Origin of the sequence: Pontixanthobacter aquaemixtae (genome assembly GCF_009827395.1) — a bacterium.
Taxonomy (GTDB): domain Bacteria; phylum Pseudomonadota; class Alphaproteobacteria; order Sphingomonadales; family Sphingomonadaceae; genus Pontixanthobacter; species Pontixanthobacter aquaemixtae.
The window spans coordinates 1,684,289-1,706,788 of record NZ_WTYX01000001.1 but is presented as its reverse complement, the minus strand read 5'-3'; the positions used below and the strand labels follow the sequence as shown (position 1 = coordinate 1,706,788).

The following is a 22,500-nucleotide window of genomic DNA, read 5'->3' as shown; positions in this document are numbered from 1 at the left end:
TGAATGTAGTGAAGTTAGTCGCAGTGGGGTGGTGCCGCTTGGCAAATCGATTCTGCCGAGTCGCAGCCACCCCGGGCCCCCTGCTTTGAAAAGGAAGGGGCTCAGAGTTGGCATTATTGCGCCACCCCGCGCTCCCCCGTTGTCCCACTCAAACCCCCAAACTACCGCAAAGCGGCACGCCCTGCCGCGCCGCACCCGCGCCGCACTGAGGCCGCCCCACGCCCAGCAGCCACCCATTTCCCCACAATCACCAAAACCCCCTGTTGACATAATCACGCAGCCTTCTAATTGCTAATGCAACTGACTCGCAATAGCAGTGAGTCGCAGAAGGAAATCGACATTGAAAAACTCTCCGATCGGGCGGTCTTCCGCTTTTGCTGCCAGCGTTCTTGCTTTGGTTATCTCCCAATCCGCCTTTGCGGCGGAGGAGGCCGAGGGGGCTGGTGACCAGACCAATGACAAGGATACAATCACCGTCACCGCCACGCGCGCGCCGGTAACCATCGCCGATGCGCCTGCCACGGTTACGGTGATCGATTCCGAACAGATCGCGGATGAGCTTGCCACTGATATTCGCGATCTGGTCCGTTTCGAGCCGGGGGTGACGGTTCGCCGCGCCCCGGCTCGTTTTGGCGCGGCGCTGGGCACCACCGGCCGCGCGGGTAACGAGGATTTCAACATTCGCGGGATCGGCGGCAACCGGGTGCTGATCCAGGTGGACGGCATCCGTTCGCCCCAAGGTTACAGCTTTGGCGCGCAGGATGTGGGCCGCGGCAATGCGACCGATATCGGCCTGATCAAATCGGTCGAGATCCTGCGCGGTCCGGCCTCTGCCTTCTATGGCAGCGACGGCCTGTCGGGCGCGATCAGCTTCACCACTTCCGATCCCGAAGACCTTGTCCAGCTGGGCGCGAATTTCGGCGGCTTTGCCCGCGCGCAATATTCATCGGCGGATAATGAATTTGCCGAGACCGTGGCGATTGCGGGGATGTCGGGCAACATATCGGGCATGCTCGCATATTCGCGGCGCGATTTTGAGGAGCTGGACAACCAGGGCACGGTCGATGTCGAAGGGCCGGCGCGGACAACGCCCAACCCGCAAGACGGGCATTCCGATGCGTTTCTGGGCAAGCTGGTGTGGAATGACGGCAATCACCGGATCCGCCTGACCGGCGAATATCTGGAGCGCGAAACCTTCTCCAACATCCTGTCGGGCGTGGGGCCGGTGTTCCTGTTTGGGCCGACGCCCAGCTGGATTGTCGACAATCTGACCGCGACCGACACGACAGAGCGCAAACGCGCCTCTCTCGACTGGACATGGACCGCCGACAGCGCGGGGGCGGGCTTGCTCGATTACGCGCATGTGGCGGCCTATTGGCAGGACGGCAATGATGTGCAGTTCGCCGATGAAGACCGCACCGCAACATCGGCCACCCCGCGTCCCGACCGCGAACGTTTGAACACGTTCGACAATGAAGTGTACGGGGCGACGGCGGATTTCCGGTCCAGCTTCACCACCGGCAGCATCGCACACACCTTGTCGCTTGGCGGCGATGTCAGCTGGACCACGCAAGAAGGATTGCGCGACGGGGTCGAGCCGCCAACTTTGGAAGTGTTCCCATCGCGCGCCTTCCCGGTCACCGATTTCACGCTGGGCGGGGTGTTTATCGGCGATGCTATCGAGATCGGCGACGGAGCTTTCACGCTCTATCCGGCGATCCGGTACGATTTTTACGATCTCAACCCCGCGAATGACCCGCTTTTGCCAACCTTTACCCCCTCGGCGCAAAGCGGATCGCGCTGGTCGCCCAAAGTCGGCGCGGTGGCGAAACTGGGCGAGAATGTCCGCCTGTTCGGCAATTATGCGCAAGGCTTCCGCGCGCCCACGCCGAGCCAGGTAAACAATTTCTTCGAAAATCTGGCCTTCGGTTACACCTCTGCGCCGAACCCCGATCTGGGGCCGGAAACCAGCGAGACATTCGAACTGGGCGTGCGCTTTGCCAATGACACGTTCAATGTCACGCTGACCGGCTTTGCTGCGGATTATGACAATTTCATCAGCCAGGAAGCGGTCAGCGGATCGGGCACCCCTTTCGATCCGACGGTGTTCCAATTCGTCAATCTCGACAGCGTGAAAGTGGAGGGCGTAGAGGCCAAGGCATCGTATCAGGCAGACAGCGGTTTCCGCGCGCGCTTTGCGCTGGCTCTGGCCGATGGTGAAGTGCGATCGCCCGGGCTTCCGGCGGCGTCACTGTCGACCATCGATCCGCTCAATGTGGTGTTTGGCATTGGCTATCGCGATCCGGGCGACGATTTCGGCGGTGAACTGATCACCACGTACAACGCGCGCAAGCCGGCCAGTGAAACGAATGGCGTTTGCACCGGCGGTGACTGCTTCCGCCCCAGCGAATTTGCGATCTTTGATGCAACCGCATTTTTCCGGATCGCAGAGATGGTCACGCTGCGCGCGGGAATCTTCAACATCACCGACAAGAAATACGCATATTGGAGCGATGTTCGCGGGCTGACCACGGCATCGACCATCACCGATGCCTATACCCAGCCTGGCCGCAACGCCAGCGCCTCGGTCAGCATCCAGTTCTAACCAAGAGGAAACCGACAATGAGACATCTCAAAGCATCGCTGGCCGGAACGGTCTGCGCAATCGGCCTGCTGTGTTCGCCCGCAATAGCACAGGATGCGGCCGCCCCAACGCAAAGCGCCCAATCGGGCGATCCGCAATCGGCAGAGCAAATCAAATTTGCGCGCGATCGCGAAGCCATTCTGGCCATGGCAGGCGATTACAAGGTGCAGTTCAAATTCACCGAAACCGTGGCTTTCACCGAAGGTTACCAGCCCAAGGATCCCTATTTGTCGGGCGGGTACGAAATTGTCCGCGTGATCGAGGATCGCGGGGATTTCATCAGCTTGCAGCACATTCTGGTTGTGGGCGGTGAGAAAAAATTCCCGATCAAACACTGGCGGCAGGATTGGCAATATCAACCAGCAAAAGTGCTCAACTTCATCGGCGGCAATGCATGGCAAATGCGCGATGTCGATGAAGATGACCGCGCGGGCAATTGGTCGCAGGCGGTTTACCAGGTAGACGATTCCCCGCGTTACGGCGCGGTCGGGGCATGGAGCCACGATAATGGCGTGTCCGAATGGGTTCCGCCCGCCGAATGGCGCCCGTTGCCCCGGCGCGACATGACCAAGCGCGATGATTATCACGCGGTGGTGGCGATGAACCGGCACGCGATCACGCCCGATGGATGGGTGCACGAACAGGACAATTCCAAGCTCGCGCTGGATGGCAAGGCGCGCGTTCTGGTGCGCGAAATTGGCGTGAACACCTATGTCAAAGATGGCGAATTTCCGACCGAAGTTGCTGACGATTACTGGGCCAAGACAGCGCAATATTGGGCCGGTGTGCGCGATATCTGGACCGGCATGGAGCAAGCGGGCAAGCCTTTCGCGCTGACCCAGAAGGGAGAGCCGGACCAGCTCTATATGCCGCTGCTCAATCTCGCAGGCGAAGTGGAAGCGGGCGAAAAGACCGCTGATGCCGCGATAGCAGAGGCAAAAGCTGTCATCGCCGAAAAGACAACAACCGATCTTCCGCCGCTGGCCGCGCGTTTGCGCGAACCGGCGGAAAAGACAGGTTACTGAGGTAGGGCACGTGGCAATGAGCAATGTGAAAGCCAGAAACTGGCTCGTTCTCGCGCACCTACTCATGGCGTCTGCACTCGCTCCAGCTTTCCTCTTGGTGGCGGTTACAGGCGCGATGAAGCTCGCCGGGGTCGAAGCGGAGCTTGCTGAAAGCGACCTTTCAATCCCGGCGGGCATAGTGATTGACCCGGACAGTCCCGATGTCGATCAGACCGTCATCGAAGTTCTTGCGGCCAATGACCTGCCGACACATTTCGAAAGCCTGCGGGTTACGCCCGATCTGATCACCACGCGGCCAACCTCGCGCAGCTTTGTCCGCTTGCGCAATACCGATGGCGAGTGGGGCGCGACGCTGAACCAGCCCGATCTACAATACAGCCTGATGGAATTGCATAAGGGCCATGGCCCCGCATGGTTCAAACTCTATCAGATCATTGCCGGTATCGCGCTGTTTCTGGTCATTACCGGCGGCTTGGCAGTGGGCTTGATGGCCAAGCCTTACCGCCGCAAAACCGCCGGTGCCTTTATCTTTGGCACCGCCATATTTGCCGCGCTGGCATGGCTGGTGTGACGCGTTTGATCGGTTAGGGGCGATGCAACAGGAATTGGCGGGGCGGGGCGGTTCAGGCCGCCGATGCCTCGCCTTTTCCAGTCAGGTTGCTGACCAGTACAATCGCAATCCACGCGGCAACGAAGCCCGGGATGATCTCGTAAAGGCCCGGCCCGCCCATAAATTGCGCGTTCCAGCCCATCGCGATCCATCCGGCAACCACCGCTGCGCCGGTGACCAGACCGGCCACCGCGCCCGCGCCGGTCATCTTCTTCCATGTCAGCGAGAGGATGATCAGCGGGCCAAAGGCCGCGCCAAAGCCAGCCCAGGCATTGCTGACCAGGCCGAGAACCTGGCTATCGGGATCGCTGGCAATCGCAATCGCCAGCAGCGCGACCAGCAAAACGCTGATCCGTCCGACATTGACCGTTTCACGCTCGCTCGCCTGTTTGCGCAGAAACAGGCGGTAGAAATCTTCGGTCAGGCTGCTCGATGCGACCAATAGCTGCGAACTGATCGTGCTCATCACCGCAGCGAGCAGCGCGGCCAGAAGGAAACCGGTGATCAGCGGATGGAACAGCGTGTTGGCCAGAATGATAAAGATCGTTTCGGGGTCTTCCACCACGATGCCGTTCTGTTCGGCATAGGCGCGCCCGGCAATCGCCACGCCCACTGCGCCGATCAGCGCCACGCCCATCCAGCTCATGCCGATAGTGCGCGCGGTTCTGACATCCGCGACGCTGCGGACCGCCATGAAACGCACGATGATATGCGGCTGGCCGAAATAGCCGAGCCCCCATGCGACGGTGCTGAGAAAGCCGACCACGGTGAGCCCGCCAAACAGGCTGAGATAATTGGCATTCCCCGCTGCCGCTGCCGCATTGGCGGCTGCGTCCAGATCGGTGCCGCCCGTCAGGATCACGATCGGCATCAGTACCAGCGCGACCACCATGATGCAGCCTTGGACAAAGTCGGTCAGGCTGACTGCCAGAAATCCGCCCACCATGGTATAGGCCAGCACCACACCCGCGGTGATCCAGATGCCGATCATGTAATCGGACATCCCTGCCGCGCCGAACAGACCCGCAAAGCTTGTCTCGAACAGCTTGCCGCCCGCGGTCAGGCCCGATGCGGTGTAGACCGCGAAGAACGCGACGATGATCACCGCCGATACCACGCGCAGCGCCACCGCCTTGTCGGGGAAACGGTTGGCGAGGAATTGCGGTATGGTCAGCGCGTTGCCCAGTTCCTCGGTCTGTTGCCTCAGGCGCGGGGCAACCACGATCCAGTTGACCAGCGCGCCGAAAAACAGCCCGATCCCGATCCATGCCTCAACCAGACCGGCTGCGTAAAGTGCGCCCGGTAACCCCAGCAGCAACCAGCCCGACATGTCCGATGCGCCGGCAGACAGCGCCGCCACCGCCGGGTGGAGATTGCGCCCGCCGAGCAGATACCCCTCGCTGTCCGAAGTGGATTTGCGCCACGCGTAAAACCCGATGGCGAGCATCAGGATGAAATAGGCGGCGAGCGAGATGTAAGTTCCGGTTTGCATGGCGCGCGCCGTACCAAATGCGCGCCGCGCTGGCCACCGCTGCCTCTGGCCTATGATGGCGCCTTCGGGTCAAGTACCGCCGCGACCTTTAACTAAAATTATTATCGTATTCGGAGAAGGCTATTTATAAAATGCGGGATTGAGAATCGTATTATAATAGAAATTATGTAATGATATCGAATCTACACGACTGGATTCGTATTGATATGAAATTTATTAGGAGGAACTATGGCTGATATTCGGATAGACAACCTTGCGGGCAAGCCCTTGCTCTATGATCGTTCGGTGACCGGCCATTATGGCGTTGCCGGTGTTCCCTTCAGCCCCTTCATCGAATCCGGTTTTGCGGCCGAATGCGAAGCCTGTTTCACCGAAGTGGTGGACAAGCTGAAGCAATTTGCGGGGCTGAAAGTCGACAAGATTTTGAGCGGCGGGGTCAGCCGCGCGGGCAGCGGGTCGAGCCTGCATCACCAGAACCGCGCTTTCGATCTCGATGCGTTTCTATTCGACGACGGCAGCAATTGGGTGACCGACACATTCCCCCAGCGCCCGCAGCTTTATCTGGGCATAGAGGCAATCCTGCGCCGCCATTTCGGCACCGTGCTGTCTTATGATTACAACCGCGCGCATCAGGACCATTTCCATTTCGACAACGGGACTTCGGTCAAATTCAAATCGGCGGCGAAAAGCCATGTGATCTTTCTGCAGAATGTGATTTCGCTGATCTATCAGACGCCGATTGGCCGCGACGGGGTTTGGGGCCCGCAAACCGATGGCGAAGTGCGCGCGCTGCGCAGCCGGTTGGGCATCGGTCCGATCTCGGACACCAGCAATTGGAAAGCGCTGCTCGAAGCGATTGCCAAGGATGCGCTTGAAAATGAAAAAGCCACGACGGGCGATCTCGAAGTGCTGGAGCCCGAGTTCTGCCTGACCTGCGGACAGCTTATCGAATAGGCATGTTGTCGGATAGGAGAGGGGCCACGCCCCACCATTCGCGAAACTATTCGTCGACCTTGTGAAACCCGGTGATCAGAATGTTGAGATCGCCGGTGGGTTCAAAGTCTTTCTTGACCACTTCAAATTGGGTGGGGGAGATCTTGCGCACGCCGTTCATACAGAAACTGACTAGGTTGTCGGGTGATCCCTTGTCGACCACCAGCCGGAAATTCTTGATCGGCCCGCGCCAATTTGCCCCGCTCGACAGGACATAGCCGAGCCAGGTTTCCGAATAATAGACTGTCTCGTCAGCGCCATGCGCGGTGAGCCGTCTATCAACGCCGGACAGGAAGCTGTCGTCGATGCACCAGCGTGTCCGGTATTCGGCCATTGCCTCGGGCATATCCTCGCGCGCCGAAGGGTAGAGCATCCCGCCCACGCTGCCGCCGGCAATCGGTGTGTAACGGTGCCCCACGCGCACGCTTTTGCCCGCCGGAAAAGTCTGCACACGCAGCATATATCGCTGTCCCTTCCATGCGGGGATAACCAGCTCGGCATCGGGCAATGTGGTGAGCAGCCCCAGCGCGTGGGCCGCATCGCGTTCTGCCGGGGGAAGCGCATTCAGCCGGTCGACGAAGCTTTCATCGCGATACCAGTGGATTGGCCAGCCGCGCGCGACAACGAAATCGGTAACATCGCGCGCGCCCACCACCGCACGGTCAATCTGATCGAAACCGACCAGATCACCATCCACCGTTGTCGCAAAGCCGAATTCATCCCAGTCGGGATAGGCGTAGGGATCGGCATAGCCATTATCCGCAATCGGCAGCGCGGGAAGCGGGAAGGCGATAACCACATCCTGATCGCGATCGGCGTGGTTGGTATAGATGTAATCGACGCGGACTTCCTCGGCCGAAATGAACAGATCCTCGCTATCCATGCTGATCTGGTCGTTCGATTTCAGCACCAGGCCGCCAACCGCCCATTCCGCCTCGCTATCATTGGCGAAGGCGGGGGCGGAAAGCAGCAAGAGCGCAGCGGCGAGAGTGCGAAGGAAGGTCATTGGGGGATGGTATTGCGTTGGTCGGGGCGGGGCAAGGGGTGGTGTTAGGGCACAGCCGCTGCTTTTGGAGGAGACCTGTTGCGCCAAAGCGGATGGTTTCACCAGTCTTGCCAAGAACTTGCAGGCCGGTATGTTCCGCTTCCTCGGTGAATTGGGAGTAATCGTGGATGCGACTTGTTCATTCTGTCTTGGTTTTTCTGGCTTCATGTCTAGCGTTCACCTCGGCGGCGTTTGGCAGTGCACCTCCCTCAACGCCATCCGGCCTGAGCCTTCACGCGTCGGGGCAGTTGCAACAAGCTGACATGCCAGTGACAGCCCGGGCCAGAGCACAATGGGGCGAAGGCACGTATCACTTTGCGCGCTTTGTTGATGAAGCCACACCAGTTTTGAGCGCCGAGCGGGATCAGTCGATACGCTTCGGCATTTATCACCTCGATGCCCAAGGCAGCGCTCGCTGGATAATTCCGCCCGAATATTCGGGCCTGTTCGCGGTCAATTCCGATCTCGCGCTGGTGCGCAAGCCGGGCAAGGACACATGGTACGCGCTGTCCCTGCCGCGCGGGAAGCTGCAGAAGCTCGGCGAGGGGTATATTCGGGTGAAGGAGATGGCCGATCGCGATCATCTGGTGATGCGGCCCTATTTCAACCTCTACCGCTATTATCTGGCCAGCGACGATGACGGCTCAACGCAGACCGTACGCCTGCTGCGCTGGGATACGTTCAAGAACAACGTCCGGGTCAATCCGCCGATACCGAACGTCATCAGCCCCGGACGCGATGGAGAGCGGGCGCCGGTGATCGTCCTGCCGAAGCACGACAATCTGGTGCGCGTCGCGCTGGCCGACGGCACGGTCGAGGCGCGGCTCTATGACGGTTTTCTGTTCTGGAAGAAAAAGTCCTATCCATCGGTAGATTGGGCACGAACGACAGCGCTTAAGGGGAATTTCGCGGTATCCTATCCGTCGGGCGAGATATTCAAAGTGATCGACGCTGAACGTCAGCTGTTCATGCCCTATTCCGATGCGGTCGTCGCCAAGACGGTCTATGGCGAATGGGGATTGAATGCGGATAAAGACCGGCAATCGCGCGAGCAATATCAAAACCTGCTGGGCATGAAACCGATCGGCCTCGGGGTTACTGTCGAGAGCAAAGACGAGCCGTTGCTCCATTTTCCGGAAAGCGTTCTTGCCGCCGTGTGGCAGACCCCGCAAGGTATCAGGCTCGCTCCGTATTTTCGAAACTACTATACGACGCAAAAATGTGATGGGCAGGATCCATATCGCAAGATGGGAGAATGCCAGTTTCCGCTTGCGACGATGCACCAGCTCGAGGCGCGCTATCATTATGATCTTCTCGGCGGGACGAAGCAGTTGGCGCAATATATTGCGCTCGACCCGATTGCCGTGCCGGAGGCGCTGCAGCGAGCTGGCGGAAATGCGCAGAGTATCGTTCGCGCAGCGGTCCGGGCGACGCGGCCCGATGGCACGATCGACATTATTGCTTATACAGAAGGGATGGCGGCGCGCGGAGGCTATGGTCTGGATGTCACCAATCGCCCGATCCTGTTTCGTAACCCGGTGATCCTCAACCCGAAACCGCTTTCAGGTGCGACCGCCGCCGATAGCTTCACGCAGGAAGCTTTTGGTCCCGAAGGCCGGGCGTTTTTCGCCCGGAACATGAGAGCGGCGGTGATCGCGCAGCACAACCGCTCGCTTACTCCCGAACAGCTCGCCGCAGGTCTCGCGCGGCGCGAACGCGAGCGGCAGGCTTTTGCCGAACGGCAGCGCGTCTTGAGCGAGACTCGCGCTGCCCTTGCGCGCCGCGATTGGGCATTGGCACGTGCACTGGTCCAGCAGCGCACAGGGTATTCGGAGGAGAAATTCAATCTCGCGGTCGATGTCTACAGCAGCATAATCGAAGCCGGCCGGGCCGACCTACTCGACGATGGCGAGGTTACGACGGCCTATGAAGGCAGGATCAACAGCGGCGGCACCACCAGCGCTGCCGTAACAGCCGAGTACCGTTATCGTTTCCCGCCGCAGCCGGTGCAGCGTCGCTACAACCCGTGGGCAGCATCCTCGACGATCTACGCCTCGCGCTCCTCGGCCCGCCCGCCTTCCGGACCGACGGCGGGCGATGTGATCCAGGGCTATATGGACCGCTCGCAGATGCGATATCTTGCAGGAAAATCCTCCAGCTATATGTGCGGATCGTCCAGCTTTTGTCGGTGACAGAGCTGCAACTCAATCCTCTTCGCGGCGCTTTTCTTTCTTGCGTTCGTGCGGGTCGAGAGTGGCTTTGCGCAGGCGGATGTTTTCCGGTGTCACTTCGACCATTTCATCATTGTCGATATAGGCGATGGCCTGTTCCAGCGTCATGATCTTGGGCGGGGTCAGGCGGATTGCGTCATCCTTGCCGCTTGAACGGAAATTGGTCAGCTGTTTGGATTTCAGCGGATTGACTTCCATGTCTTCGGGCTTGGCATTCTCGCCGATGATCATGCCTTCATAGAGCTTCTCTTTGGGCTGCACGAACAGCTCGCCGCGCTCTTCTAAGGCATTGAGAGCATAGGCCACCGCTTCGCCATTTTCGCGGCTGATCAGCACGCCGTTCTGGCGGCCTTCGATCTTGCCTTTGTAGGGTCCGTATTTCTCGAACAGGCGGTTCATAATGCCGGTGCCACGCGTGTCGGTCAGGAATTCACCGTGATAGCCGATCAGCCCGCGCGATGGCGCGCTGAAGGTAATGCGGGTCTTGCCGCCGCCGCTGGGGCGCATATCGACCATTTCGCCTTTGCGCAGCGCGAGCTTTTCCACGACGGTTCCGGAAAATTCATCGTCCACGTCGATCACCACGGTTTCGTAAGGCTCCGTGCGATTGCCGTTTTCGTCTTCGCGGAACAGCACGCGCGGGCGGCTGATGCCGAGCTCGAATCCTTCGCGGCGCATGGTTTCGATCAACACTCCCAGCTGCAATTCGCCGCGCCCGGCGACTTCGAAGCTGTCCTTGTCAGCAGATTCGGTGACCTTGATCGCGACGTTGCTTTCTGCCTCGCGCTCCAACCGGTCGCGGATCATCCGGCTGGTAACTTTGCTGCCTTCGCGGCCCGCCAGCGGGCTGTCATTGACGGCAAAGCGCATTGACAATGTCGGCGGATCAATCGGCTGTGCTTGCAGCGGCTCGGTGACGCTGGGGTCGCAGATGGTGTTCGATACGGTTGCCACCGCCAGACCGGCGAGCGAGATAATATCGCCCGCTTTGGCTTCCTCCACCGGAACGCGTTCCAGACCTTCGAATGACATCAGCTTGGATGCACGGCCTGCCTCGATCACTTTGCCCGCTGCATCGAGCGCGTGAATCGGCGAGTTGACCTTGATCGTGCCCGATTCAACTTTCCCGGTCAGCACGCGGCCGAGGAAATTGTCGCGGTCGAGCAGGGTCACGAGGAATTTGAACGGCGCATCAGCGTCTGCATCGGGTGCAGGGACGTGATTGACGATGGTTTCGAACAGCGGCGTCAGATCGCCGTCGCGGGCATCGATGTCTTCGCTGGCGTATCCATCGCGGCCTGATGCGTAGAGCACGGGGAAATCGAGCTGTTCGTCATTGGCGTCGAGCGAGACGAACAAATCGAACACTTCGTCCAGCACTTCGGAAGCGCGGCCATCGGGACGGTCAATCTTGTTGACCACGACGATAGGTTTGAGGCCCAGCGCCAGCGCCTTGCCGGTGACGAATTTGGTTTGCGGCATCGCGCCTTCGCTGGAATCGACCAGCAGGATAACGCCATCAACCATCGACAGGATGCGTTCCACTTCGCCGCCGAAATCGGCGTGTCCGGGCGTATCGACAATATTGATCCGGCGCGCATCGTCGCCTTCACCATATTCGACCGAGGTACATTTCGCGAGAATCGTGATCCCGCGCTCTTTTTCCAGATCGTTCGAATCCATCGCGCGCTCTTCCACGCGCTGGTTGTCGCGGAATGTGCCTGACTGGCGGAAAAGCTGGTCGACAAGCGTGGTTTTGCCGTGGTCGACGTGGGCGATAATCGCCACGTTGCGCTGGTTAGCGGACATCGGATTGTGCTTTCATTGGAGTGCAGGCAATTGTGCGGTGCAACATCGGGGAGATAATATGGCGCGCGCCCTAGCTGAGGGGCTGCATTTCGGCAAGCTTTGTCATGCAGTATGCTTTGTGGCGAATTTACAACAAAATCAGGCGGCCGGGCGGATTTGGTGGTGGGCTTACGTAACGTAATGCTTCCACTTTCAGTGTTTTGCACGCATAGCCGCCGCCAGAGTAATCGAACACTGGCGAGACAACGTTCAAGATGAACGGCTCGACCATCTTACTGTATGGGAGATACCATGAAAATCACTTCTCGTAATTTTGGCGTGGCAACGCGTGCTACGCTTTTCGCAGGTGTCGCAGCAATCGGTCTGGCGATGCCAGCTTCTGCCATGGCGCAGGACGCTGACGAGGCCGCCGAAGAAGGCGACGCCGAATTCGACGACAACATTATCGTTGTGACCGCATCCAAGCGTGAAACCACGCTGCAGGAAACCCCCATTTCTGTTTCGGTGACTTCGGGCGAAACGCTTGAGCGCGCGCAAATCCGCGACGTTCTCGATCTGCAAACTGTTACCCCCTCGCTGCGCGTCAGCCAGTTGCAGAACTCTTCGTCTTCGACTTTCATCATTCGCGGTTTCGGTAACGGCGATAACAACTTCGGCATCGAGCCATCGGTTGGCGTATTCATCGATGGCGTTTTCCGTTCGCGCTCGGCCTCGTCGCTTAACGACCTTGCCAATGTGCAGCGGATCGAAGTTCTCAACGGCCCCCAATCGACGCTGTTCGGCAAGAACGCTTCGGCTGGTGTGATTTCGGTCATCACCCGCGAACCGCAATATGAATTCGGCGGTTCGATCGAAGCCAGCTACGGCAATTACAACAACATCTTTGTCAAAGGTGATGTGACCGGCCCGATCGGTGAAAGCGCCGCATTCTCTCTCGACGCGAGCTACAACAAGCGCGACGGCTACGGCACGATCGTCAATCTGGGCGAGGACATCAGCAACCGTGATCGCTGGACCGCACGCGGCCAGTTGCTGGTTGAGCCGACGTCCAACCTCAAAATCCGCGCGATTGCCGATTATTCGCAGATCGACGAAAATTGCTGCGTAGTCAGCACGCTGGTCGCTGGCCCAACCGCGGCAGCCGTATTCGGTGTGGGCGGGGCGCTCAGCACCGACTTCTTCAGCTATGACACTTTCCTCAACCAGGTGCCGGTCAACAAGGTCGACAATTATGGCGGCTCGGTTCAGGTTGATTGGGACAACGGCCCGATTTCGGTGACTTCGATCACAGCTTATCGCGAACTGAAGAACTTCGTCGATCAGGACGTCGATTTCACCAGCGCCGACATCGTCAGCGAAGTGCGCGACCAGCAGGTCGAAACTTTCACCCAGGAATTCCGGATTGCTTCGGACTTCGACGGTCCGATCAACTTCCTTCTTGGTGGCTTCTACTTCGATGAAGGCGTGGCCCAGGAAAGCGCGCTGACCACGGGTACCGCTTCGCGCAATTTCTTCACCTTGCTGGCGCGCGCTGCCACAGGTGATCCGACCTTTACTTTCAACCAGGTCGAAGCAGGTCTTGCTCCGCTTGGGGTCCAGCAGAACAGCATCTTTGCCGCTGGTCCGCTGACCAGAGAGAGTTATTCGATGGATAACCAGGCCTGGTCGATCTTCGGCACGGTCGATTTCGAACCATTCGATGGTCTGACGCTGACCGGCGGGTTCAACTACACCGACGACAAGAAGGACTTCGCATTGGCAGGGCAGGCATTTGACCCGCTTGCCAACATCAACGTGGTCGATGCGTTCATCACTCTTGCTTCTGCTGGTGCGGTGACCAACCGGGCGCAGTTCCAGGCGCTTCCGGCTGCGAACCAGGCTGCTCTGCTGAACCTGGCGACCGGCCCGGGCAACCCGTTCCTGGGTCTCACCCCGTTCCAGTTCCAGCCGCCTTTCCTGACGATCCCGAATGCGGTCGAAGACGGCAAGACACGCGATGACGACTGGAGCTATTTGCTGCGGGCGGCCTATGAATTCTCGCCAAACCTGAACGCCTATTTCAGCTATGCAACGGGCTTCAAGGCGAGTTCGGTCAACCTGTCGCGCGATTCGCGTCCGGCCTTCGGTGACTTCATCCCCGGTCCGGTCCGCTCGACCTTTGCGGCACCTTCTTCGCCTATAACCGATGCGGGCCTTGCCGTGACCAACCTCACCACGGGTTCGCGTTTCGCCGGGCCGGAAGAAGCAGAGGTGTATGAAATCGGTCTGAAAGGTAACTTCCCCGGAGTGACCTTCAACCTTGCTCTGTTCGACCAGACGATCAAAGGTTTCCAGAGCTTCCTGTTCACCGGCACGGGCTTCCAGCTCAACAATGCCGGTCAGCAGTCGGTAACCGGTTTCGAATTCAACTCGACCATTACTCCGGTACGCAATCTGGTGTTTACCTTCGCCACGACCTATCTCGATGCGGTTTATGACAGCTTCACCGAGAGCCCGGTTGGCGATCTTTCTGGCCAGCGTCCGGGCGGCATTCCCGAATGGGCGATTTCGACTTCGGCGACTTACACGCACGAATTCGGCGCCAGCGGCAATCGTCTGATCAGCCGTGTGGACTACAGCCACGAAAGCAACACCGCGATCAATAACGGGTTGCCTACATTTGGCCCGAACAACTTCAATCGCGAAGTGAACCTGGTCAACGCGTCAATGACGCTGGCATTGGACAACGGGCTGGAAATCGGCGCTTGGGCACGTAACCTGCTCAACAATGATTACATCCTGACCGTGTTCGACGGTGTCGCACAGGCCGGAACAGTATCCGGCTATCCAAGCGCACCGCGCACTTACGGCGGCACAATCCGCTTCAAGTTCTAAGCCGAACACACATACAATAAAGAAGGGGGCTGCCGCGAGGCGGCCCCTTTTTTCTTGGGAGCCGCTATTGCGAATTACCGTAAAGTATGGTGGTTTGCCCGTTCAACCAAGAAAGAGGGGATGATAATGTTGGATTGGGCAATGTTGCCGCTGAAGCGGTATGCAGAATTTGAAGGCCGGTCGCGGCGGATGGAGTATTGGAGCTTCGCACTCGCGACGACCATTATCTATCTTATCTTTATCGGCCTGATGTTCGCTGGCGGTTTCAGCGCATCGTCAATGGGCGCGAGCGGCGAACTGGGCGCGATCTTCTGGCTGGGCGCAGGCCTGCTGGGTATTTTTGCGCTGGCCATCCTTATTCCGTCAATCGCTGTCGGTGTGCGCAGGCTGCATGACCGCGATATGTCCGGCTGGTGGTATCTCGGCTTTATCGTTCTGGGCATGATCCCCTATATCGGTTTCATCGCCTCGATCGCGTTCATCGTGATCATGTTCCTGCCCGGCACTCCGGGGCCGAACCGGTTTGGCGAAGATCCGAAGGATCCGGCGAATACGCAAGTGTTCGAATAAGAACCAAAAGCATTGGTAAAATGATCGGGGGAGGTAGCGGGCGCTGCCTCCCCCGATTGCTTTTACAGCTCGCGCAGCGCTTGGGCGGGTTTGGCCCGTAGCAGCGGCAATGATCCGGCAAGCGCGAAGACCAGTACGAAACCCAGCCCGCCGGCGAGAACGGCGAGCACTTCGTACCAGTTGGGCAGCCAGTCAAATTCGAACAATTGGGTGATCACCAGCCACGCAAGCCCGCTGCCCAGACCCAGCGCAACCACCGCGAGGATTGCGGCCAGAATGCCATATTCGGCCAGCTGCATGACCAGCACCTGGCGCCTGCTCGCGCCCAGCACGCGCATCACAACCGTGTCATATGTTCGTGCAGCCCGCGCGGCGGCTATCGCGCCGATCAGCACAGCGAGCCCCGCCAAAACCGCGACCGAAGCAGCGGCGAAGGTGGCAACGCCAACCTGGCTCAATATCACCCGCGCTTCGGACAGGACCTGCCCGATTTCGATCACCGAGCTGGAGGGAAATTCGCGGATCAGCTGGCGCAGCAACGGCCCGGTGGGCGCGCCGTCGGGCAAGTCGATTGTCGCGGCGATATTATGCGGCGCATCGGCAATCGCATTGGGCGAGAAAACCAGCACATAGTTGAAGCCCATATTCTCCCAATCGAGCCTTCTGAAATTGGCGACTTGGGCGGATTTCTCCACCCCCAATATGCCAACGGTGATCTTGTCACCGATTTTCAGATCGATTGCGGCGGCAAATTCCTCGTCGACCGAGACCAGCGGCGCGCCGCTATGGTCCGCGTCCCACCATTCGCCTTCGGTCAGTACATTGCCCACCGGCACGTCGTCCGAATAGGTCAGCCCGCGTTCGCCGCGCAGCGGCCATGCACCATCGGGAAGCTCCTCCAGATCGGAGACGCGGGTCATATTATCCGCCGGACCATAGGCCAGAATCGCACCGCGCAGCGCGGGCACGGTCTGGATCTCGCTCTCCGGCTGATCAGCCTTCACCAGCTCTTCAAACCGGCTGACCCCGTCGAGCGGCACATCGAGCGCGATATAATCGGGGGCCTGCTGCGGAACGCGCTGGTCGATATTGCCATTGATGCTGCTCTGGATTGCGGCGAGGAGGACAAAGGCGCTGAGGCCAAAGCCGAGCGCGGTCACCAGCGCCCCGGTTGAGGATCCGGGCCGGTGCAGATTGGCCAGCGCGTTGCGGATCAGCGGGTTCGACGGCCGCGGTGCTTTTTCCGCCAATTTGCGGATACCCCAACCGAGCAGCGCGAGCAGGCCCAGCACCACCATCGCGCCCAGTAGAAACAGGCCCGACAGGATCGGCTGCCGCGCGGTTAGCAGCGCGAGCGCAATGATGCCCAGCATCCCGCCGATCACCCAACTCAGTGCGCGTCCGTCGCGCGACAGCGGCACAACCCGCGCGCGCATCAGCGCCATTGCGGGAAAGCGTCTGGCGCGCAGAATGGGTGTCGCGGCAAATACCAGCGCGACCAGCAAGCCATAGGCCGCAGCGATTAGCAGCGCGCCGGGTTTGAATACGAACCCTGTATCAACCGGCAGAAGTCCTTCCAGCGCGGCACCAAGCATCGGCGTGACCAGCACGCCGGCGGCCAGGCCGACCACGCTGCCGGCCAGCGCCGCCGCGCCGATTTGCAGGGCATAGATACGCGCGATATCGCTGCTCGACGCGCCCAGAACCTTCAGCGTAGCAATGCTGCGCCGCCGCGCCTCGAGATAGGATGACACGCCGCCGCCAATGCCGATCCCCGCGATCACCAATGCAGCGAGCCCGACGAGTGTCAGAAATTCACCCATGCGCGAAACAAACCGGTCCGCGCTGGGCGCGGCGCGGTCGCGCGTGCGGAAATCGAACCCGGCATCGGGGAATTGCTCTTCAAGCTCTTCCTGAACATCCTCGGGTGACCGGTTGCTGTCAAACGCAACGCGGTATTTGCTCTGATACATCGCGCCGGGGGCCAGCAATCCGGCCCTTGCCGGTGTGTCTTCGGAAACAAGGATTGTCGGGCCAAGCTGGAAGCCCTCGCTTAGTTTGTCCGGCTCTGTCCCGATAACGCCCGTGGCCACCAGCTCAGCGTCACCGATGCGGAAAGTGTCGCCCACCGCGATATCGAGCCGGTCCATCGCGCCCTGTGCCAGTAAGGCATCGCCAGGGCCGGGTGCCGCAGCCTCGCTGCCATCGGCCAGCGTCAATGTACCATAGAGCGGCCATTTGCCATCGACCGCTTTGAGCCCGACCGGCGCGGCATTGTCGCCCGCTGACGCCATGGCCTGCAGCCGTGTTCCGCCGGATACTTCGCCCAATTCGGCCAAGGCGGCCTTTTCAGTATCGAGCAGATCGCGCTGCCAGACTTCGACTTCCAGATCGCCGCCGAGCAGTTCCTGCCCGCGGTTTTCCAGTTCATTCTCGATCGCGCCGGTCAGCGTGCCGATCGCGGCCAATGCGCCGGTGCCCAGGAACAGGCACACCAGCAGTAGCCGCAAGCCCTTGAAACGGGCGTTCAGATCGCGCCGTGCAATCCGCCAAGCGGTGCCCCATGGAATGGTTTGGCTCACGCTGCTTTTGTGTCGGTGGCAATCAGACCGTCGCCGATGGTGACGACGCGGTCGCAGCGTTCGGCCAGTTCGACATCATGCGTGATAACCACCAGCGTGGCCCCGGTGTCAGCGCGGCGTTTGAACAGCAAATCGACAATGTCATGCCCCGTCGCCAGATCGAGATTGCCGGTCGGTTCGTCAGCGAAAATCAGTTCGGGGCCGGGTGCAATCGCGCGGGCAATGGCCACACGTTGTTGCTCACCGCCCGACAACTGCGTGGGATAATGGTCGAGCCGGTGGCCCAGACCAACCGCTTCCAGTTCGGCTTGGGCTTTGCTGGTGGCATCGGGATCGCCCGCCAGTTCCATCGGCGTTGCGACATTTTCCAGCGCAGTCATCGTCGGCAGCAAGTGAAACGCCTGCAGCACGATACCGATATGGCCGCGCCGCGCCTTTGCCAGCTGGTCTTCATCCATCGTGGTGAAATCTTGTCCGGCAACGGTCAGTTCGCCGCCCGATGCGCGCTCCAGACCCGATAGCACCGCCATCAGCGAGCTCTTGCCCGAGCCAGAGGGGCCGAGCAGCGCGAGCACTTCGCCGGTGGCAACGTTGAGATCGATCCCGCGCAGCACCTCGACCGGATTTTTGTCCGGATCATAGGTCAGCGTGAGATTTTTGGCGGAGATGGAGTTAGGACTTGTCACGGCCGCCCAATTGCATAGGTGATAGGGACGAGCAAGGAGGCTCACCGATGCAACTACGCCGTTTGTCGATTGTTCCCCGCGGATTTTGGGTGCTTTTATCCGCCGCGCTGCTTGCCGCATGCGGCAGCGAAGCCCCCGCGCCTGCCGGGCAGGAAACGGCCAGCGCGCAGGCCGATGCTGCTTCCGATCTGCCGGTCATGGGGCCGGAGCGGCGCATCCTTGCCTTTGGTGACAGCCTTTTCGCCGGATATGGCGTTGCCCAAAGCGATAGCTACCCGGCAAAGCTGGAAGCAGCTTTGCGGGCGGGCGGTATCAATGCGCGCGTCCTCAATGCCGGCGTGTCGGGCGATACAACCGCCGCAGGGCTGCAGAGGCTGGCTTTCACACTCGATGCGCAGGAAGAAAAGCCGGAGCTGTTTATTCTGGAGCTGGGCGGCAATGATCTGCTGCGCGGCCTCCCGCCCAAGGAAACCCGCGCCAATATCGAAGCCATGCTGGCTGAATTGCAAAAGCGCGAGATTCCCGTCTTGCTGATGGGGATGCGCGCGCCGCCCAATTTTGGCGATTTGCAGGATGATTTCGACAATCTCTATCCCGAACTGGCCGCGCAATATGATGCCGATCTGGTGCCGTTCTTTATGGAACCGATGGTCGCCAATCCCGAACTGATCCAGAGCGATCGGGTGCACCCGACCGAAGAAGGGATCGATGCGCTGGTCGATGCGACCAAGGCCGCGGTCAAGGATGCTCTGCCTGATCTATAATTGAATCGATCATTCCGATAATTCTATTGCAAAAATCATAAATACAGCAATCGAATTGGTGCGAGTTCAGGCGAATATTTGTTTTATATTTGAAAGGTGATAGGCTTTTTGGATAGAGGTCGCGTTCTGTTTTATTTCGGAGGGTAAGAAAGAATGCCGTTTTATCATGGGCTCAAATCCTACGGGCATACCCCCGAAGCGGGAATTTATCCGAATTACCCGGGCAAGAAACGCTGGATTGCCAGCCGACTGCTCAATCTTCGCAAAGACCTTGCGGAAACGATCGTCAATGACCGGCGGCCGAATTCGCTGATTATCGGCAGCTGGAACATCCGCGCCTTTGATGACGGGGCGGAACGGCTTGACGAAAGCTATCACTATATTGCCGAGATCATCAGCGCTTTCGATATTTGTGCGGTGCAGGAAGTGAAAGGCGACCTGAAACCGCTGGAGCGTTTGCGCGAGCTGCTAGGCCCGAGTTGGGAATATTTCGTTTCCGACGTGTCGACCCACAAGGGCGGCAACAATGAACGCATGGCGTTTCTGTATAACACCGATCGGGTGTTCTTCCGCCGCCTGATCGGCGAATTGGTGATCGACAAGGATGATCTGGAGAATAGCGACCAGTTTGCCCGTTCTCCCTTCTTCGCCGCATTCCAGGCCGATTGGTTCCGTTTCTGCCTGTGTTCCACTCACGTGATCTTTGGCGGCGCGTCGGCCGATGCCAAGAAAATGCGCGCGGATGAAATCCGGGCGATCACCAAGATGTTGGTCAGCCGCGCGAAAAAGGAAGACCAGGTCTATGTTCTGCTGGGGGATATGAACATCGAATCCACCAATGGCGAAATCATGCAGGCGCTGCGCGACAGCAAAATGATCGTCCCGGAATTTCCCGCGACCAATATGAAGGGCGACAGGCTTTATGACCAGATGGCGTTCACCAATAAGGGTGCGGCCACTCTGAAGACGAAACTGATCCGTCACGGCCTGTTTGACTGGCGCAAATCCATTTTCGGACCATACCCGCAGGACGAATTCGATCTGCTGCCCGATGCGGAAAAGACCGGTTCCTGCCCGCGCATTTCGCATGCCGATATGCTCGCCCATTACCGGCCCATCTGCGATGCCCAACGCCGGTCCAACGGCAAGCAGCCCTATACCGATTTCGAACGCAGCTATGCGCAGTGGTGCACCTTCGAAATGTCCGACCATTTGCCGATCTGGATCGAGCTGGAGGTTGATTATTCGGATGAATATATCGCGCGTTTCCTGGAGGAAGAGGAAGCGTAATTTCCGGCGCGTGCTTGCCCCTATAGCGGCGTGAGCTTTCCGTCCTCGACCCGCCAAACTGCAGCTTCATCGCGAATTGCCGCAAACGGACCAATCTCGGTCCCCGTCATCCACACTTGCGCGCCGCTATCGCGCAGGCGTTCGAACAGCGCTTCGCGGCGGATCGGGTCGAGATGCGCGGCGACTTCATCGAGCAAGAGCAGGTTGGGGCGGCCGCGCGCGGCGAGCCCTGCATGGGCGAGGACGATGGCGATCAGCATCGCCTTTTGCTCTCCGGTAGAGCAGCTGGCGGCGGGGGCCTGCTTGCCTTCCATCGCGACGCCCAATTCGTCGCGATGCGGGCCGGTCAGCGTGCGCGAGGCGGCGCGGTCTTTGGCGCGGTTGCTGCGCAATGCGGCGGCAAGATCTTCGCGGATGATCGGTCCGCCAGCGAGATAAGACAGGGCAGGGCGGGCGAAGGGTTGCGGGGGCAGCGTTGCCAGTTCCTCCATCAGCCGCGAGATCAGGCCTGCGCGGCCCGCCGCCAGCGCAGCGCCATGTTCGGCCAATTGCGCCTCGACACCATCGAGCCACGCGGCTTCGGGTTCCCTCTCATCGCCCAGCAGGCGGTTGCGTTCGCGCAATGCCGCTTCGTAGCGCGTCGCGTGGCGCGCATGCAGCGGATCAAGCGCCAGCGCCATACGGTCGATGAAGCGCCGCCTTGCGCCCGCGCTGTCGGTGAACAGGCGGTCCATTGCCGGGGTCAGCCAGCCGATGGAGAGCCATTCGCCCAACGCGATCGCGCTTGTCTCGCTGCCGTTGATGCGCACCAGCCGGCGGCCAGGATTGGCCGCTTTGGAATAGCTGCCCAAACGCACCGGTTCCTGGTCGGCTTCCGCGCGGAGCGAGGATCCTATCGCCATTCCCCCATCGCCGCTGCTGCCGGCCATTTCCGCCAAGGCGGCGCGCCGCAGGCCGCGGCCCGGGGCGAATAAAGATATCGCTTCCAGCACATTGGTTTTTCCGGCCCCGTTTTCACCCACCAGCAGATTGAACTGGCGCGTTCCCTCGATCCGCGTTTCGGCGTGATTGCGGAAATGGGAAAGGGTGATTTGGTCGAGCGCCATGACTGCAATCGCCCTAACCAGCCATGCGTTTCAACGCCACCGCAAACCGCAATTCCAACAGTTGGTGAAAAATCCCAACATTCAGTATCCGTTAATATTCGCAAATGGGCGTAAAACCGGAAAAACCGCAGAATTCCGCCATTTTTCAAAACTGGCACGGTCTCTGCAGAGTGGTTGGCATCGGCGGGAATGGCCCATCGAACCAAATTATGAGGGAATAAAATGCTTAACTTTGACCAAATCAGCAGCCGGGTTTTTGCCGCAGTATCTTCGCTGACCGCAACCGCTTTCGTGCTCGCCGTCGCCATTGCACCGGCAACACCGAATGCAACCATGACCGGCATGATCGCCTGATCCAATCCAACCACACCAACCAAAGGAAAGAAAAATGACTTCGTTTGAATATTTCACCAACCGCATGGTGGCAGCCGCCGGTTCGCTGGTTTTCTCGGCCGTCCTGCTCGCAACCGCCATCGCACCCGCAACGCAGAACGCTGCACTCACAGGAGCAATCGCATGAGCAATCTGGAACGCAAAACCGCCGGCGGCCCGCCATCCAGCGGCTTCCGTCTCGACAAGCGCAATGCCAAATTGTGGGGCGTGTGCTCTGGTATCGCCAATTACTTCAATGTTGACAGTACATTGGTCCGCATCGGCTTTGTTGCTGGCACATTGATCGGCTTCGGTTCGCTGCTTCTGGTTTACGCAGCAATCGCCTTGATCGCAGACTGACGGTCTCCCGAAAGGGGGCCGTCATCCCTGCGGAGGCAGGGATCGCT

At 59.6% G+C, this 22,500-nt stretch carries 18 protein-coding genes; 12 read left to right on the top strand and 6 right to left on the bottom strand.

Going from position 1 to position 22,500, the window contains the following annotated elements; all coding sequences use genetic code 11:
- Positions 1-340 precede the first annotated feature (340 nt).
- From GRI41_RS08215 to GRI41_RS08205, 3 genes are all read left to right on the top strand, one after another.
- The gene (locus GRI41_RS08215) at positions 341-2,605 is read left to right on the top strand and encodes a TonB-dependent hemoglobin/transferrin/lactoferrin family receptor (protein WP_235901096.1); all 2,265 of its coding nucleotides are present in this window, start codon (positions 341-343) and stop codon (positions 2,603-2,605) included.
- Between the two features lie 17 nt (positions 2,606-2,622).
- Positions 2,623-3,669, top strand: coding sequence for a DUF6607 family protein (locus GRI41_RS08210; RefSeq protein WP_202388678.1), 1,047 nt, complete (start codon positions 2,623-2,625; stop codon positions 3,667-3,669).
- Between the two features lie 64 nt (positions 3,670-3,733).
- A complete protein-coding gene (locus GRI41_RS08205) occupies positions 3,734-4,240 on the top strand; it encodes a hypothetical protein (protein WP_160604348.1) in 507 nt (168 codons plus the stop codon).
- A 52-nt stretch (positions 4,241-4,292) separates the two neighbouring features.
- Here GRI41_RS08205 and putP read toward each other — a convergent pair whose 3' ends face one another.
- Positions 4,293-5,771 (bottom strand): sodium/proline symporter PutP, encoded by a 1,479-nt coding sequence (gene putP, locus GRI41_RS08200; protein WP_160604346.1) that lies wholly within the window; start codon positions 5,769-5,771, stop codon positions 4,293-4,295.
- A 228-nt stretch (positions 5,772-5,999) separates the two neighbouring features.
- Between putP and GRI41_RS08195 the strand changes: the two genes are divergently transcribed.
- Complete coding sequence (locus tag GRI41_RS08195; RefSeq protein WP_160604344.1) at positions 6,000-6,725, top strand: extensin family protein; 726 nt, start codon at positions 6,000-6,002, stop codon at positions 6,723-6,725.
- A 46-nt stretch (positions 6,726-6,771) separates the two neighbouring features.
- Here the strand turns inward: GRI41_RS08195 and GRI41_RS08190 are convergent, their stop codons facing one another.
- Positions 6,772-7,770, bottom strand: coding sequence for a DUF4424 family protein (locus GRI41_RS08190; RefSeq protein ID WP_160604342.1), 999 nt, complete (start codon positions 7,768-7,770; stop codon positions 6,772-6,774).
- A 302-nt stretch (positions 7,771-8,072) separates the two neighbouring features.
- Between GRI41_RS08190 and GRI41_RS08185 the strand changes: the two genes are divergently transcribed.
- Positions 8,073-10,001, top strand: a complete 1,929-nt coding sequence (locus GRI41_RS08185; RefSeq protein ID WP_160604340.1) for an SRPBCC family protein — start codon at positions 8,073-8,075, stop codon at positions 9,999-10,001.
- A gap of 12 nt (positions 10,002-10,013) precedes the next feature.
- Here GRI41_RS08185 and typA read toward each other — a convergent pair whose 3' ends face one another.
- Positions 10,014-11,849, bottom strand: a complete 1,836-nt coding sequence (gene typA / locus GRI41_RS08180) for a translational GTPase TypA (protein ID WP_160604338.1) — start codon at positions 11,847-11,849, stop codon at positions 10,014-10,016.
- 291 nt (positions 11,850-12,140) lie between these two features.
- Here typA and GRI41_RS08175 point away from each other — a divergent pair, with 291 nt between their 5' ends.
- The gene (locus GRI41_RS08175) at positions 12,141-14,723 is read left to right on the top strand and encodes a TonB-dependent receptor (protein WP_160604336.1); all 2,583 of its coding nucleotides are present in this window, start codon (positions 12,141-12,143) and stop codon (positions 14,721-14,723) included.
- A 126-nt stretch (positions 14,724-14,849) separates the two neighbouring features.
- Positions 14,850-15,293, top strand: coding sequence for a DUF805 domain-containing protein (locus GRI41_RS08170; RefSeq protein ID WP_160604334.1), 444 nt, complete (start codon positions 14,850-14,852; stop codon positions 15,291-15,293).
- Between the two features lie 62 nt (positions 15,294-15,355).
- On the opposite strand, the gene GRI41_RS08165 is transcribed toward GRI41_RS08170, so the two are convergent.
- On the bottom strand, positions 15,356-17,875 hold the full coding sequence (locus GRI41_RS08165) for an ABC transporter permease (RefSeq protein ID WP_160604332.1): 2,520 nt from the start codon (positions 17,873-17,875) through the stop codon (positions 15,356-15,358).
- On the bottom strand, positions 17,872-18,561 hold the full coding sequence (locus GRI41_RS08160) for an ABC transporter ATP-binding protein (protein WP_328600530.1): 690 nt from the start codon (positions 18,559-18,561) through the stop codon (positions 17,872-17,874). Before GRI41_RS08160 ends, GRI41_RS08165 begins: the two co-directional genes overlap by 4 nt.
- A 47-nt stretch (positions 18,562-18,608) precedes the next feature.
- Here GRI41_RS08160 and GRI41_RS08155 point away from each other — a divergent pair, with 47 nt between their 5' ends.
- Entirely contained in the window at positions 18,609-19,325 is a 717-nt protein-coding gene (locus GRI41_RS08155; protein ID WP_202388677.1) for an arylesterase, read from the top strand.
- Between the two features lie 153 nt (positions 19,326-19,478).
- The gene (locus GRI41_RS08150; RefSeq protein ID WP_160604329.1) at positions 19,479-20,615 is read left to right on the top strand and encodes an endonuclease/exonuclease/phosphatase family protein; all 1,137 of its coding nucleotides are present in this window, start codon (positions 19,479-19,481) and stop codon (positions 20,613-20,615) included.
- A 20-nt stretch (positions 20,616-20,635) separates the two neighbouring features.
- Here the strand turns inward: GRI41_RS08150 and recF are convergent, their stop codons facing one another.
- A complete protein-coding gene (recF, locus tag GRI41_RS08145) occupies positions 20,636-21,721 on the bottom strand; it encodes a DNA replication/repair protein RecF (RefSeq protein ID WP_160604327.1) in 1,086 nt (361 codons plus the stop codon).
- Between the two features lie 222 nt (positions 21,722-21,943).
- On the opposite strand from recF, the gene GRI41_RS14405 reads away from it, so the two are divergent.
- From GRI41_RS14405 to GRI41_RS08140, 3 genes are read left to right on the top strand one after another with little or no spacing between them, the layout of a single operon-like run.
- A complete protein-coding gene (locus GRI41_RS14405) occupies positions 21,944-22,075 on the top strand; it encodes a hypothetical protein (RefSeq protein ID WP_268893182.1) in 132 nt (43 codons plus the stop codon).
- A gap of 34 nt (positions 22,076-22,109) precedes the next feature.
- The gene (locus GRI41_RS14400; protein WP_268893181.1) at positions 22,110-22,241 is read left to right on the top strand and encodes a hypothetical protein; all 132 of its coding nucleotides are present in this window, start codon (positions 22,110-22,112) and stop codon (positions 22,239-22,241) included.
- Positions 22,238-22,453: a PspC domain-containing protein gene (locus GRI41_RS08140; protein WP_160604325.1), complete on the top strand. Its 216-nt coding sequence runs from the start codon at positions 22,238-22,240 to the stop codon at positions 22,451-22,453. Before GRI41_RS14400 ends, GRI41_RS08140 begins: the two co-directional genes overlap by 4 nt.
- The last annotated feature ends 47 nt before the right edge of the window (positions 22,454-22,500 follow it).

Excerpts from the sequence above, each read along its gene's own strand:
- GRI41_RS08210 (WP_202388678.1), top strand. The coding sequence starts at position 2,623 with ATGAGACATCTCAAAGCATCGCTGGCCGGAACGGTCTGCGCAATCGGC.
- GRI41_RS08205 (WP_160604348.1), top strand. The coding sequence starts at position 3,734 with ATGGCGTCTGCACTCGCTCCAGCTTTCCTCTTGGTGGCGGTTACAGGC.
- putP (WP_160604346.1), bottom strand. The coding sequence starts at position 5,771 with ATGCAAACCGGAACTTACATCTCGCTCGCCGCCTATTTCATCCTGATG.
- GRI41_RS08195 (WP_160604344.1), top strand. The coding sequence starts at position 6,000 with ATGGCTGATATTCGGATAGACAACCTTGCGGGCAAGCCCTTGCTCTAT.
- GRI41_RS08190 (WP_160604342.1), bottom strand. The coding sequence starts at position 7,770 with ATGACCTTCCTTCGCACTCTCGCCGCTGCGCTCTTGCTGCTTTCCGCC.
- GRI41_RS08185 (WP_160604340.1), top strand. The coding sequence starts at position 8,073 with ATGCCAGTGACAGCCCGGGCCAGAGCACAATGGGGCGAAGGCACGTAT.
- typA (WP_160604338.1), bottom strand. The coding sequence starts at position 11,849 with ATGTCCGCTAACCAGCGCAACGTGGCGATTATCGCCCACGTCGACCAC.
- GRI41_RS08175 (WP_160604336.1), top strand. The coding sequence starts at position 12,141 with ATGAAAATCACTTCTCGTAATTTTGGCGTGGCAACGCGTGCTACGCTT.
- GRI41_RS08170 (WP_160604334.1), top strand. The coding sequence starts at position 14,850 with ATGTTGGATTGGGCAATGTTGCCGCTGAAGCGGTATGCAGAATTTGAA.
- GRI41_RS08155 (WP_202388677.1), top strand. The coding sequence starts at position 18,609 with ATGCAACTACGCCGTTTGTCGATTGTTCCCCGCGGATTTTGGGTGCTT.
- GRI41_RS08150 (WP_160604329.1), top strand. The coding sequence starts at position 19,479 with ATGCCGTTTTATCATGGGCTCAAATCCTACGGGCATACCCCCGAAGCG.
- recF (WP_160604327.1), bottom strand. The coding sequence starts at position 21,721 with ATGGCGCTCGACCAAATCACCCTTTCCCATTTCCGCAATCACGCCGAA.
- GRI41_RS14405 (WP_268893182.1), top strand. The coding sequence starts at position 21,944 with ATGCTTAACTTTGACCAAATCAGCAGCCGGGTTTTTGCCGCAGTATCT.
- GRI41_RS14400 (WP_268893181.1), top strand. The coding sequence starts at position 22,110 with ATGACTTCGTTTGAATATTTCACCAACCGCATGGTGGCAGCCGCCGGT.
- GRI41_RS08140 (WP_160604325.1), top strand. The coding sequence starts at position 22,238 with ATGAGCAATCTGGAACGCAAAACCGCCGGCGGCCCGCCATCCAGCGGC.